Source organism: Rhabdothermincola sp. (assembly GCF_036846205.1).
GTDB lineage: Bacteria > Actinomycetota > Acidimicrobiia > Acidimicrobiales > Acidimicrobilacustridaceae > Rhabdothermincola.
Map to the genome: position 1 here is coordinate 40,307 of NZ_DAIUCK010000007.1, position 12,528 is coordinate 52,834.

Here is a 12,528-nt window from a genome sequence, read left to right on the forward strand (position 1 = left end):
GGTCAGCGCGGGCCGGTCGTCTCGTAGGTGCTCAGCGCGCCGGGGAACAACGACTCGACATACGCCGGCGCCAGCGACACCGGTGCGGGATCGAAGCCGAACACCCAGCGCAGTTGTGCGGTCATGAGGTGATCGATCACGTCGTAGGCGATCTGCGGATCGGGGCTGGACTCGGTGCAGCCGTCCTCGCCGAGCTGGAGGATCTGGATCGGGACCGGAATCGAGCCCGCGAACCGGGTCAACCCACCCTGTGCTCGGATCGGCGCGCAGAGGTCGGTGAAGGCGTTGTGGCCGGCACCGGCGAGCACCGCCAGTGTCTTGGGCGGCGCCAGCCAGGCGAACACCTGCTGCACGCTGGCGAGGGGGATGGCGCCGTCGTCCTGCGCGGCGATGATCATCGAAGGCACCGGCGGCGGCGAGACCGCTGCCAGGCGCTGGGCCAGTGCCGAGCCGTCGGCGAGCTCCGCGCCTGCGTTGCCACCCGGGTCGTCCGTGCGGGGCAGGGGCGGAACGGGCGCCTGACCGATCCAGGTGGCGACCATGCCTTCCCTGGCCAGCAGCCCGGCTGCCCGGCCACCGGCCGAATGGCCGATCGCCGCCACCCGAGCTACGTCGACGGCCCCCAGCAACGGGCTGCCGGTGCGGGTGTTCTCCACCTCCAGCAGGGCCCGGGTGTTGCGCAGGTCGCGCACGTCGGGATCCCCCTGGGTGTCGACCTGGCCGAGGGCCGTCGCGAGCAGGTCCCGTTCCTTGTGCTCGGGCGCGGCGACCACGAACCCCCACGAGGCGAGGTGCTCCGCCTGCTGCGAGGCGATCAGGTTGAACCCGCCGAAGCCATGGCTGTAGAGCACCAGCGGGAACGGGCCGTCGGGGTTGGCCGGCGGGTCACGGTGCGCGTCGAGCGGGATCACCGGAGAGAACTCCGGAGGGACGAAGCCCCGAAGCTGCTCCGGCAGCACGTCCGCACTGGTGTAGGCGGTCACCGGGGTCGTCCCCTCGAGCCGGTCACCGTCGGCGGGGTAGAACACCACGACGTCACGATCGGGCAGCGACAACCGTGCGAACCCGAGCGGGTACGGTCCACGACCCGAGTAGTCGACCGGAACCGGCTCAACCTCTCGAGCGGTGGTGGTGGCGGAGCGGTCGACACGATCCGCACTGCAGGCCACCACGGCGGCCATCGCCAGCACCAGGACTACGCTCGTCACCGCCGTGGGCGGGCCGGCCCGGCGCCGCGCCGGTTCGCTCACCGCTCGCCACCTCGCTGCTCGGACTCACGCGCCGCCGCGTCGAAGATGCTCCTGGCCATGAGTGATCGTTCCTCGGAACGCCGGCGGCGGTAGACCTCTGCCCGGACGTCGTGCACGCCCGGGTCATCGGGGGCGGCGCGCACCGCCAGCTCGACCAGGTGGGAGGCGAGCCGCGCGTCGCCGGCCTCCGCGAGTGCCAGCGCCCGGCCTGTCACCTGCGAGGCACCCCCCGCCAGGTGCACCAGCTCGCAGGCCACGTCCCGATCGGGTGCCGGCTTGAGTCGTGACGGGTCGCCGTCCCACCAGCCGCCGTAGAGCCGCCAGACGTTGCGGACCACGAACTGCGGGTCGTCGTAGACGGGCCGCAGGTAGGGGCGGGCGAGCAGCTCGTCCGGCAGCGTGACCGTGTGGATGATGGTGTCCAGGGTCGCGCCCGCGTTCATCAGGTCCAGGGTCTGGGCGACCAGGGACTCGAGGGCGGAGGCGGTGTCGTCGAGCACCCGGCTGACGCGCTCCCGACCGCCCACCGGCAGGCCGTGCGCGGGGAGCAGCAGCTCGGGCTCCAGCGCCTGGATCCGCCGGAGGGCCCGGGCCCACTCCAGTGGGTAGCGCTGCACCTTCTGTGGGTTGCCCGCGTTCGGGAAGGCCCAGATGATGAAGTCGCCCACGCACACCGCGCGGTGACTCGGGATCCACGCCCAGGTGTGATCGTCGGTCTCCCCCCGGTCGTGGCGGAGTTCGAACTGCAGGTCACCGACCCGCAGGTCGAGCTGGTCGGAGTAGGTGACCGAGGGCTCCACCCAGCGTTGTGGGAAGCGGGGCTGGGCCGCCTGCCTGTCGAAGACCCCCGCCCGGCGGAACTGGCGATCGTTGATGAGGGCGTTGTACCCGTTGGTCAGGTCGTAGCGCCGGAACCGGGTCGGGACCGCCTCGTGGGCCACGACCTCCGGTCGCCGCTCGCCGCGAGCCGCGGCTTCCTCCAGGAGGGTGCGCGCCCCGCCCACGTGGTCCACGTGCCCGTGGGTGTAGACGATGGTGCGCACCGGGTCGTTCGACCACCGTCTCAGGGCCTCCACCACGGCCCCGGCGAACTGGGGCATCGAAGTGTCGAAGAGCACGAGGCCCTCGCCGGTGCCGAAGGCCACGACGTTGGAGAAGGACTCCACCATCGCCAACCCCGGCGTGAGCTCGGACAGCTCGAAGGTCACCCGGGCGGCCGGCCCTGCGGCGTCGTGGTCGCCCTCGTCGATGACCCGAGCGGAGAGCGCGAGCAGGTCGGTCATGGCGACCGAGCCTACGAGCTGCCCGACCTGGCTGGCCTGTGGGCCGTACGGCCCATGCTCGCTAGACTACGGAACGTGAGCCTGCGGGAACGCCTCGCGGCCGCCGAGGACGAGCGGCGACGGGCGGCAGGGCTCCCGCCTCTCCGCCGGGAGCCTGCTCGGCCTGGCCGGCCCGACCAGCCGCCGAGCAGCTCGCCCGCCACATCCCCACTGCTCGACCTCACCGGCAGCTCCGCGGTGCTGGACCTTCGGGAGCCGGGGCCTGACCAGGTCGAGCCCGGACCGGTCACCGTCCTGCGCGCCGCCAGCGATACCGCGGTCACCTGCCCGGTGTGCGGGGGCGGGTCCCGGCTCGACGTCACCGACGTGGTCGGGGGCGTCGATCACTACACCTGCCTGGTGTGCGCGCACCTGTTCGAGGTGCAACGGCCCCGCTGAGACGACCCCACTGAGACGGCCCCGCCGCCAGCGCCCTCAGCGCTCGCCCCGAGCGCGCTTCTCCCGGTACATCTGCTGGTCCGCCAGCACGAGCAGCTCATCGGCGTCCGCGCCCGGGTCATGGGTGGTCGCCACCCCGATGCTCGCGTCGACCGTCACCCGCACCCCCTCGACCACCATCGGCGCGGTGATGACCTCCCGCAACCGCCGGACCAGCGATGCCCGCTCGTCGTCGGTGATCGATTCGCAGACCACGACGAACTCGTCCCCCGCGAACCGAGCCACCGTGTCGGCCGCCCGCACGACCTGGCGCAACCGACTCGCCACCTCGACGAGCACCGCATCGCCGGTGCGATGGCCGTAGGTGTCGTTGATCGACTTGAAGCCGTCGAGGTCGATGAACACCACGCTCACCGCCTCCGCCCCCCGCCGCAGGCGCCCGCACGCCTGGCGCACGCGGTCCTGGAGCAGCAACCGGTTCGGCAGTCCCGTGAGCGGGTCGTGGGTCGCCCGGTGCGCCAGCTCCGACTCCGCCCGGCGGCGGTCGGTGATGTCCTCGATGGTGGCGATCCATCCCGTGCGCTGCTCCCCGCCGAGCGGCACGAACTTGGCGTGGGCCCACTTCGGTCCGTCCCCGCTCTCGACCCGGAACGTCACCTGCTGATCGACCCCGAGGGTCACCACGTGTCCGGCCGCGGCCACGACCTCCAAGCGGTCCTCCCGGTTGATGGCCCGCTCCCACCCTCGGCCGCGAAGCCCGCTGGCGGGCAGGCCCAGGATCTGCTCGGCCGCCTTGTTACAGAACACCACCCAGCCGCGGGCGTCCGCGGAGAGGATGCCGAGCGGCAACGCCTCGGCCAGGGAGTGGAACCGGTCACTGCCGTCGGGCTCATCCGGGGTGCGGTCGCCGGCCGCGGCCGCCAGCTCGTCGTCGTGGACCTCGCGCACCCGCAGTACCGCACCGCGCAGCACCGGATCGCTCTCCGTGTCCACCAGCGTCCCCTCGAAGACTCCCCAGGTGCCGTCGGCCCGCTGAACCCGGGAGCGCCAGCTGCGCCCATAGGCACCTGCTTCCCGAGCCTGCTGGATCGCCTCGAAAAGCACTGGGAGGTCATCGGGGTGCACGAACTCACCGATGTGGCGCCCGCCTTGGTCGTCCGGGTAGCCCAGGGTGACCACCTCCGAGGACGCGACCAGCCGACCGTCGGGGGTGAGCAACAGGAGGAACTCGGTCGCGTAGCGGCGGAGGGCGCGCCGAATCTCCTCCGCTGTCGGGGCCGGTCGGCCAGTCTCAGGATGATCCGGTTCCAAGATCGCCTCCGACCACACTGAGGGGTGCGGATCGGTCGGTGCCGGAGCCGGGCGCGACCGGTCACCTTCCCGTGGGTCAAGCATCGTCGCCGACCGGGCAGCGATTCATAGGTCTCAGGACTCGCGCACGGGGGCCGAACGGCCCCCTCGACCCAGCTTTGACGCTCACGACGGCCCCCGCGGGTTCCCGAGGCCCCATCGGCGGGCAGCGGCTGGTTTCAACCGCCGCCGAACATCCGCAGCCACTCCTGTTCGTTGCGCGGCCGGAAGACGAAGTTGAGCCGCCGGGTGTCGCCCATCGACGCGCTCGGCTCGGGGGAGTACAGGTGACCGGGGAAGAGCAGGGCGTCGTCGGGCACCTTGGCCAGCCGCTGGGTCAGACTCTCGTACAGGGCCCGGGGGTCGCCTCCGGGCAGGTCGGTACGCCCGCATCCCTCCAGGAAGAGCGTGTCGCCCGAGACCAGCCGGTTGTCGACGAAGAAGCACTGGCTGCCGGGCGTGTGCCCGGGAGTGTGGATGAGCTGGATCGGGATGTCACCCACCATCACCGTGTCGCCGCTGGTGTGCTCGACCAGGTCGGACGCGGACGCCTCGGTCACCCGCTGGACCCACGGCGCCTCGTCGGCCTGCACGTGGATCGGCACCGGCTCGAGCATCAGCAGCTCCCGCACGCCGGAGATCCGGTAGCCCATCATGTCCCCGCCCACGTGATCGGGGTGGTAGTGGGTCGCCAGCGCGCCGGTGAGGCGCATGCCGTCGGCCGCCACCACGTCGAGGATGCCCCGGATGTCGTAGGCGGGGTCGACCACCACCGCCTCGCCGGTCTCCCGGTCGCCGATGAGGTACACGAAGTTGACCATCTGGCGCGCCAGGGGGTCGGTCCGGGCGATGTCGCGGCCAGCCAGGAGTTGGCGGAAGTACAAGCGGTCCGAGGCCATGGCGTGCATCGTAGGGTGAGTCCATGGCACAGCGTTCGTACGCCATCGTGGGTCTCGGCGCGGTCGGCGGCTTCTACGGCGCCCGGCTGCTGGCCGCGGGTCACGAGGTGCACTTCGTCGCCCGCAGCAATATCGACCACGTCCGCGAGCACGGCCTGCTGGTGGAGTCCCCGACGGGTGACCTGCACTTCGGGGAGGTCTCGGTGCACGGCTCCCCGGACACGGTGCCCGCGGTCGACGTGGTGGTGGTGGCGGTGAAGACCACCGACACCCGGGGCGCTCTCGACCTGGTCCGGGGGATGGTGGCCGCGAGCGACGATCCGATCGTGGTCGTGCTGCAGAACGGGCTCGGGGTCGAGGAGGTACTGGCCCGCGCCCTGCCCGGCACGACCGTGGTCGGCGGGATGTGCTTCCTGTGCTCGAACAAGGTGGGGCCGGGCCACATCCGCCACCTCGACTACGGGCGGGTGACCCTCGGCGAGCACCGCGACGGCGATGCACCGGCCGGGATCACCGACGCGGTGCGGGCCGTGGTCGACGACCTCGCCGGCGCCGGCGTGCCAGCGGTGCCCATCGAAGACCTGGTCGAGGGGCGGTGGCGGAAGCTGGTGTGGAACGTGCCCTTCAACGGGCTGTCGGTGGTGCTCGACGCCGGCACCGACGAGCTGGTGGCCCACCCGCCGACCCGGCGGCTGGTGACCGAGCTGATGCACGAGGTGCTCGCCGGCGCGGCGGCGTGCGGGAAGGCGATCGACCGGTCGTTCGCGGAGCAGATGCTGGCCGACACCGAGCGCATGCGACCGTACGCGCCGAGCATGAAGCTCGACTTCGAGGCCGGCCGGCCGATGGAGCTCGACGCGATCTATGCCGCGCCGCTGGCTGCGGCCCGGGCCGCGGGGCGTGACCTGCCGCGGGTGTCGATGCTGCACGACCAGCTCCGCTTCCTCGACCGATCAGCAACCACGCCCCGCGCCTCCGTTTCCTGACGACCTCATCGCAGCCCCCTTCCGCAAGGGTTCATCGAAGCCCCCACCTTCCGGAACTGTTCATGGGAGCGCGGCCGCTGGCCGCGCTCCCATGAACAGTTCGGAGGAGCTCGTCGCGCTACGCGGAGGTGGCGCTGCCCTGAGCGCGAAAGTGCGTGCGCCAGGTGGACTTGAACGCCGCATCGAATCGCTCGTAGGTGGCCCGGAGCCGCTCGCCGGGCCAGCGAGCTGGCAGGAGTTCCTCCGGCAGGAGCGGATCGGCGAGGAGGTGCCGCAACACCGCGGCGGAGACCACGAACGCGTCCCTCAGCTGGCTGGCATCGCCTCGCTCGAGGCGGGGGAGGTGCCGACGCAGCTCACGCTCCAGCTGGGCGGCGGTTGCGGCCCACCCGGCGAGGTCCCACAGGCGGGCGGCAAGAGCCCCGGGATCGCCGCCGGGGCGGGCCGAGAAGCGGATGCACTGCTCGGCGACGATGGCCGCCGCCTCGGGCGCGCGGCGGGGGTGGAGGTTGTCCGGGCGCAGCCACACACCCTCGCGGAGCTCCGCCAGGTGCAGCCGCCGCATGGCCTCGCGTAACTGGCCGCGGGTGGCGGCGTCGCGCCGCTCCCCCCCGGGGACGACCGCCAGCTCCCAGCTACCGGTCCATCGGCGCCGGTCTCCCCGGCGGCTGGCGTCCTGGCGAGCCTGCCGTTCGAGGAGCGCACCGGCCAGGCGGTACGCGCCATCGACTGCTTCGAGCTCACCGGCCGCGAGCATCCGGGAGATCGCGGTGCGAACCGTCCCCTCGCTGATGCCGAACAGCTCGCCGGAGCGCACGAGGAGACGGCTGGGCAACTGCGGGGGGTGGGTGCCGAGCAGCGTGCTGGCGATGACCGAGCGAGCGGTGAGAGGCCGGTTGGCGCCGAGCTGCTCCACGAGGCCGGGAGCGTACCGGTCCGTTGCGGGATTACGGATTTGGATTACCTGCCGAGATTCTGTAATATCACGGTCGTGAGCGCCGCCACGATCGACCGCCCGCAGCATCGAGCCGAGGACATGGTCCCGGTCCCCGAGCTGCTCCCGGACGTGCTGCCCACCGAGCGGCTCACGGCCAGCGGCATGCCGGTCCCCCGGTTGCGTGAGGAGCTCCGCCGCATCCCGAATGCCCGCAACGCCCTCAACGTGGCCTCCGTGTGGCTCCAGTCGGTCGGCCTGCTGGCGCTGGCGTGCTGGGTCACCGTGCGGCTTCCTCTGTGGGCGGCACTGGGGGTGTGGGCAGCCACGTTCCTGCTCATGGGTCGGGCGTTCGCGCTGTTCGCCATCCTCAGCCACGAAGCGGCGCACCGCCTGCTGTTCAAGCGCAAGCAGCTCAACGACCTGGTGGGCCAGTGGCTCCTCGCCTACCCCGCGTTCGTGCCGTTCCACGCCTACCGGCGGGGTCACTTCGCCCACCACAAGGACGAGATGGGCCCCAATGAGCCCGACCTCAACCTCTACCTCGGCTACCCCATCACCCGGGCGTCGATGCGCCGCAAGCTCACCCGCGACGCCATCGGGATCTCGGGTTGGAAGAATCTCAAAGGGTTGCTGCTCGCCTTCCGCAGCGAACAGGCCCGCCCGGTGGCCATTCGGATCGTCGCCGTGCAGGCGGTGCTGTTCGCCGGCCTGTGGCTCGCGTCCGGGCGGTGGTGGCTCTACCCGCTGTTCTGGCTGGCGCCGTGGATGACCGTGTGGCGGGTGATCAATCGCCTGCGCTCCATCGCCGAGCACGGGGGGATGACCCGCTCGAAGGACCGACGGATGACCACCCACGTGGTGCGCCAGTCGTGGATGGCCCGGTTCTGGATGGTGCCGTTCAACACCGGGTGGCACTTGGCCCACCACGTCGACATGGGCGTGCCGTTCCAGCGGCTCCCGGAGCTGCACCGGGTGCTGGTGGAGGACGGGTGGGTGACCGAGGAGCTCGAGTACCCGAGCTACCGGGCCCTCTGGCGAGCGCTGTCGTCCCGCCCGCCCACGGCGTGACCCACGCCGGTTCAGCTGGCGTCGTCAGGGGGGTCGTCGCCCGGCAGGTCGCCTCCCGGGCCGTCGTCGGGGGTGGTCCGACGCCTGGGCGGCTCGCTGCCGTGAGGACCGTGGGCGTCGTGGTCGTGGCGATGCCGCCAGCGTTCCTCCGCGATGGAGGTGACCTCGCGCAGTGAGCGACCCGTCCGCCGGGCGACCCGCGCCGCGTCGTCGTGTTCGACCTTGACCCGCCCCGCGCCCACCTTCACCCGAACCGGATAGCCGTCGACGTCGACCTGTGATTCGAGACGGGCGAGTGGCCAGCGCTCCATGGTCCGGCCCCGCACGCCGAGCGATCCCGTCTCGCGGGCCAGGACCTGGGCCACCTGCTCCCCCAGCGATGGGTCGGCCAGCGCGCTCACCTGGTGCGCAGGCCGGCCCTTCTTCATCAGGATCGGTGTCACCCAGGCGTCGTGCGCCCCGGCGTCGAGCAGGGCGGACACCGCGTGGGCGAGCTGCTCACCGGTGGCGTCGTCGACGTTGGTCTCGAGGAGCACGACCGGCTGGCCGGGATCGAGCACCGGCCGGCGGGCGCCGACCACCACCTGCACCAGGTTGGGTCGGTCGTCGAGCTCGATCGTCCCCGCCCCGAAGCCGGTGGCGGTGACGGTCATGGGCGGCAGGGGGCCCCACTCGCTGGCCAGCGCGGCGAGCAGCGCCGCACCGGTCGGGGTGGTGAGCTCGCTGGCCACGTTCAGGCCGTAGGTGGGCGCGCCCTCCAACAGTGCGGTCACTGCGGGGGCGGGGTTGGGGAGCAGTCCGTGCGCGGTGCGCACCATGCCGAGACCGTGCGCCACCGGGCTGGACGCGACCTCATCCACATCGAGCAGCTCGAGCGCCGCGCAGGTGCCGACCACGTCGACGATGGCGTCGATGGCGCCCACCTCGTGGAAGTGCACCTGCTCGGGTGGGCGCCGGTGGAGGCGGCCTTCGACCCGGGCCAGGGCGTGGAAGGCGGCGAGCGCCCGCCGGCGTACCCGTTCGGGGAGGCGAGCCTCTTCGATCAGCGCGCTCACGTGTGCCGCGGTGCGCACCACCGTGGTCTCCTCCGCGTGCACGTGGATCTTGGTGCCGGCGATGCCGCATCGGGTGACCGGTTCGGCCTCGAGGGCCCACCCGCCGACGGGGAGCCGCTCGCACATGGCCCGCACCTCGGCGATGTCGGCGCCCGCGTCGACAAGTGCGCCCATGGCCATGTCACCGGCGATGCCCGAGAAGCAGTGGAACCAGGCGACCTCAGACACGGGTGGTCACCGCGGAGGGAAGGAGGCGCACCACCGCGCAGGCCGCACCGAAGCCGTTGTCGATGCCCACCACCGTGATCCCGGAGGCGCACGAGGCCAGCATGCTCAACAGCGCGGTGACCCCGGCCAGGCTCGCCCCGTACCCGACGCTGGTGGGCACCGCCACCACCGGTGCGGCGGTGAGCCCGCCGACCACGCTCGCCAGCGCACCCTCCATGCCGGCCACCACCACGACCGCGTCCGCGGTCGCGAGCTCCTCGACCGCGTCGAGGATCCGGTGCAGGCCGGCCACGCCCACGTCGCTGATGCGCACCGGCCGGAAGCCGTGGGCGGCGAGGGTGCAGGCGCACTCGTCCGCGACCGGCTGGTCGGCGGTGCCGGCGGTGACGACCACCACCCGCTCGGCGCGCTCGGCTGCAGGCCGCCACACCACGGTGGCGCGGGTGCGCGCCCCGCCCGGGTTTGCAGCCAGCGCGGCGGCGGCCTGCTCGTCGTCGGCGCGGGAGAGGATCACCGGCGACGAGCCGGGCTGCGCCAGCAGCTCGGCCACGATCGCCGCGCACTGCTCGGGGGTCTTACCCGGGGCGTACACGGTCTCGGCCATGCCCAGTCGCAACGCTCGATGGTGGTCGACCCGAGCGAACCCCAGGTCGGCGAACGGCAGCCGACGCAACACGGCCACCGCGTCATCGGAGGTCATCGCCCCCGAGCGCACCGCGTCCAGCATCTCCCTCAGGGCCGCTTCGTCCACGTCACTATCCTGCTCGTTCGTGGACGACGCCGCCGCATCTCCCCCGCCGCTGGCCGCAGACATGGCGTCGTTGCGGGTCGGCTACCTCGGGCCGGCGGGGACCTTCACGGAGGAGGCGCTGCGGACCCAGCCCGACCTGCTGCAGGCGCAGCTGGTGTCGATCGGGTCCATTCCCGAGGTACTGGCGGCCACCTCCTCCGGTGAGGTCGACGCGGGGTTCGTGGCCATCGAGAACGCCATCGAGGGCTCGGTGAACGTCACCCTCGACACGCTGGCGTTCGAGGCCGAGCTGCTGATCCAGCGCGAGGTGGTGATCGCGGTGGACCTGTGCCTGCTCGCCCGGCCGGGGGTCAGGATCGACGACGTGAAGACGGTGGTCTCGTTCCCCCACGCCACCGCGCAGTGCCGCCTGTTCCTCAACCGGCACCTGCCTGGCGTGCAGACCCAGGCCTCCAACTCCACCGCCGACGCCGCCCGCTCGCTGGCGGAGGACGGCGACGAGCGCACCGCGGCGATCGGCACCGCCCGGGCCGCGGAGGTCTACGGGTTGGAGGTGCTGGCGTCGAACATCGCCGATCACCCGGAGAACGCCACCCGGTTCGTGGTGGTGGCTCGTGAGGGCATCCCACCGCGCACCGGTCATGACAAGACCTCGATCGTGGTGTTCCAGCGCGCGGACGTCCCAGGCAGCCTGCTGTCGATCCTGCAGGAGTTCGCGGCCCGGGCCATCAACCTGTCGAAGCTGGAGTCCCGACCCACCAAGCGCGGGCTCGGCGACTACTGCTTCCTGATCGATCTCGAGGGCCACATCGACGACGAGCTGGTGGCCGATGCGCTGCGGAACCTCAAGAGCAAGCAGCACGACGTGAAGTTCCTGGGGTCGTACCCCGCGGCGGGCGAGCACGGCCCCGAGGTCAGGCGCGAGGCGGAGGTGGCCTGGCGAGCGGCCGACGAGTGGGTCGCGGCCCTGCGGGCCCAGGTCCGACGGTGATGCCGGCGCAGGTAGGGTCGCGCTCGGAGGGATGGCAGAGCGGACGATTGCGACGGTCTTGAAAACCGTTGAGGGGCAACCCTCCGGGGGTTCGAATCCCCCTCCCTCCGCCAGCTGACGCGCGGGCTCGCCGCTCGCCGGTGATCCGCCCGTGTGTACCATGCGTACCCGCGACGAGGAGAGGTGCCGGAGTCTGGTCGATCGGGCCTCCCTGCTAAGGAGGTGAGGGTTCACGCCCTCCGTGGGTTCAAATCCCACCCTCTCCGCTCCCACCGGGTCCCGCCGATCGGACGGGGCCCGGTTGCGCGTCCGGCGGACGTCCGGTGGGTGTCTGTCGGCCCCGGGCGCAGCGGTCGTGGGTCCTCAGCGCGCCGTGCCGCCCCTCGCTGAGCTCGGCCACGGTCCGTAGGCCGCACGGCCTACGTGTCCATTCTGTGACCAACGTCACCCAGCGAAATATTGCAGAACGATTGCGATTCCGCCGATCCTGTTACGGACGACGAACCATACGGCCCGTGCTCGGGCACGCCGGCTGGGTGAACCGCAGACGAGTGCTGCAGGCGAGTGCACCGCACCGACCATCCGCCGGCTCCCTCACCGCCCGCACCGAGCGCCCGTTCGCCCCGCCCCCGGCTTCCCTCGTGGATCCCCTCGTGCCGACGGCAGGCCGGCCGGCGCGCCCGGGAGCACAGGCCCGGGAAGGAGAGACGCCGAGACCATGAAGATTGCCTGGATCCCCAAGATCGTGCTCGCCGTGGCTGTGCTGATCGGCGCCGCCGCGTGCACGCCCGAGGAGCTCAAGCAGTGGTACCGAGACAACGGCATCGACTACAGCCAGTGGACCGAAGCCGAGATCCAACAGCAGGCGATCGAGGTCACCAAGTACTGGGACCGCAAGTTCGCCCAGCTCGCCGAGCTGAGCAAGTACAACCACGTGCTGAGCGACCAGCAGCTCGCCAGGCTGCGGTGGTGCGAATCCGGTGGCAACTACGCCGCTATCGGTGGCCGGGGTGCGTTCCGCGGTGCGTACCAGTTCACGATCAGCACCTGGAACGCCACCGCGGCCCGGCACTTCCCCTGGTTGGTCGGGGTGGATCCCATCTGGGCGTCACCCGAGGAGCAGGACGCCATGGCCCGGGCGCTGTGGTCCACCAACGGCCCCCGGCCGTGGCCGGTGTGCGGCTACCGGGTCTGACCTGACCGTTGACCGCGGCGGCGGGCCCGGCTGTGGGCCCGCCAGCCGTGGGTGACACACGGTCGCATCCCAAGCGGACTGAGGCGAGGGGCGGGCG

The 12,528-nt window shown here is 71.9% G+C and carries 12 protein-coding genes and 2 tRNA genes; 7 read left to right on the forward strand and 7 right to left on the reverse strand.

Annotated features, from left to right (window positions below):
• Positions 1 to 2 precede the first annotated feature (2 nt).
• Entirely contained in the window at positions 3 to 1,250 is a 1,248-nt protein-coding gene (locus tag V7004_RS02210; protein ID WP_334141695.1) for an alpha/beta hydrolase family protein, read from the reverse strand.
• A complete protein-coding gene (locus V7004_RS02215; RefSeq protein WP_334141697.1) occupies positions 1,247 to 2,533 on the reverse strand; it encodes an alkyl sulfatase dimerization domain-containing protein in 1,287 nt (428 codons plus the stop codon). Before V7004_RS02215 ends, V7004_RS02210 begins: the two co-directional genes overlap by 4 nt.
• A 75-nt stretch (positions 2,534 to 2,608) precedes the next feature.
• Between V7004_RS02215 and V7004_RS02220 the strand changes: the two genes are divergently transcribed.
• Positions 2,609 to 2,971: a hypothetical protein gene (locus V7004_RS02220; RefSeq protein WP_334141699.1), complete on the forward strand. Its 363-nt coding sequence runs from the start codon at positions 2,609 to 2,611 to the stop codon at positions 2,969 to 2,971.
• Positions 2,972 to 3,007: 36 nt separating this feature from the next.
• Here V7004_RS02220 and V7004_RS02225 read toward each other — a convergent pair whose 3' ends face one another.
• On the reverse strand, positions 3,008 to 4,189 hold the full coding sequence (locus tag V7004_RS02225; protein WP_334141701.1) for a diguanylate cyclase domain-containing protein: 1,182 nt from the start codon (positions 4,187 to 4,189) through the stop codon (positions 3,008 to 3,010).
• Between the two features lie 311 nt (positions 4,190 to 4,500).
• Positions 4,501 to 5,220, reverse strand: a complete 720-nt coding sequence (locus V7004_RS02230) for an MBL fold metallo-hydrolase (RefSeq protein WP_334141703.1) — start codon at positions 5,218 to 5,220, stop codon at positions 4,501 to 4,503.
• 23 nt (positions 5,221 to 5,243) lie between these two features.
• On the opposite strand from V7004_RS02230, the gene V7004_RS02235 reads away from it, so the two are divergent.
• Complete coding sequence (locus V7004_RS02235; RefSeq protein WP_334141705.1) at positions 5,244 to 6,206, forward strand: putative 2-dehydropantoate 2-reductase; 963 nt, start codon at positions 5,244 to 5,246, stop codon at positions 6,204 to 6,206.
• A 118-nt stretch (positions 6,207 to 6,324) separates the two neighbouring features.
• Here the strand turns inward: V7004_RS02235 and V7004_RS02240 are convergent, their stop codons facing one another.
• A complete protein-coding gene (locus V7004_RS02240) occupies positions 6,325 to 7,122 on the reverse strand; it encodes a PaaX family transcriptional regulator C-terminal domain-containing protein (RefSeq protein ID WP_334141707.1) in 798 nt (265 codons plus the stop codon).
• A 75-nt stretch (positions 7,123 to 7,197) separates the two neighbouring features.
• Between V7004_RS02240 and V7004_RS02245 the strand changes: the two genes are divergently transcribed.
• Entirely contained in the window at positions 7,198 to 8,211 is a 1,014-nt protein-coding gene (locus V7004_RS02245) for a fatty acid desaturase family protein (protein ID WP_334141709.1), read from the forward strand.
• Between the two features lie 11 nt (positions 8,212 to 8,222).
• On the opposite strand, the gene larC is transcribed toward V7004_RS02245, so the two are convergent.
• Complete coding sequence (gene larC / locus V7004_RS02250; protein WP_334141711.1) at positions 8,223 to 9,494, reverse strand: nickel pincer cofactor biosynthesis protein LarC; 1,272 nt, start codon at positions 9,492 to 9,494, stop codon at positions 8,223 to 8,225.
• On the reverse strand, positions 9,487 to 10,245 hold the full coding sequence (larB, locus tag V7004_RS02255; RefSeq protein ID WP_334141714.1) for a nickel pincer cofactor biosynthesis protein LarB: 759 nt from the start codon (positions 10,243 to 10,245) through the stop codon (positions 9,487 to 9,489). Before larB ends, larC begins: the two co-directional genes overlap by 8 nt.
• Before the next feature lie 19 nt (positions 10,246 to 10,264).
• Between larB and pheA the strand changes: the two genes are divergently transcribed.
• The 4 genes from pheA (at position 10,265) to V7004_RS02275 (ending at position 12,431) form a co-directional block, all read left to right on the forward strand.
• Entirely contained in the window at positions 10,265 to 11,236 is a 972-nt protein-coding gene (pheA, locus tag V7004_RS02260; protein WP_334141717.1) for a prephenate dehydratase, read from the forward strand.
• Positions 11,237 to 11,261: 25 nt separating this feature from the next.
• A tRNA-Ser gene (locus tag V7004_RS02265) sits at positions 11,262 to 11,349 on the forward strand.
• A 64-nt stretch (positions 11,350 to 11,413) separates the two neighbouring features.
• Positions 11,414 to 11,502, forward strand: a tRNA-Ser gene (locus V7004_RS02270).
• Between the two features lie 452 nt (positions 11,503 to 11,954).
• Positions 11,955 to 12,431: a transglycosylase family protein gene (locus V7004_RS02275; protein ID WP_334141720.1), complete on the forward strand. Its 477-nt coding sequence runs from the start codon at positions 11,955 to 11,957 to the stop codon at positions 12,429 to 12,431.
• Positions 12,432 to 12,528 lie beyond the last annotated feature (97 nt).

What these genes read in the sequence shown, in the direction of transcription:
- V7004_RS02215 (WP_334141697.1), bottom strand. Translation starts at nt 2,533, where the DNA reads ATGACCGACCTGCTCGCGCTCTCCGCTCGGGTCATCGACGAGGGCGAC.
- V7004_RS02230 (WP_334141703.1), bottom strand. Translation starts at nt 5,220, where the DNA reads ATGGCCTCGGACCGCTTGTACTTCCGCCAACTCCTGGCTGGCCGCGAC.
- V7004_RS02235 (WP_334141705.1), top strand. Translation starts at nt 5,244, where the DNA reads ATGGCACAGCGTTCGTACGCCATCGTGGGTCTCGGCGCGGTCGGCGGC.
- V7004_RS02275 (WP_334141720.1), top strand. Translation starts at nt 11,955, where the DNA reads ATGAAGATTGCCTGGATCCCCAAGATCGTGCTCGCCGTGGCTGTGCTG.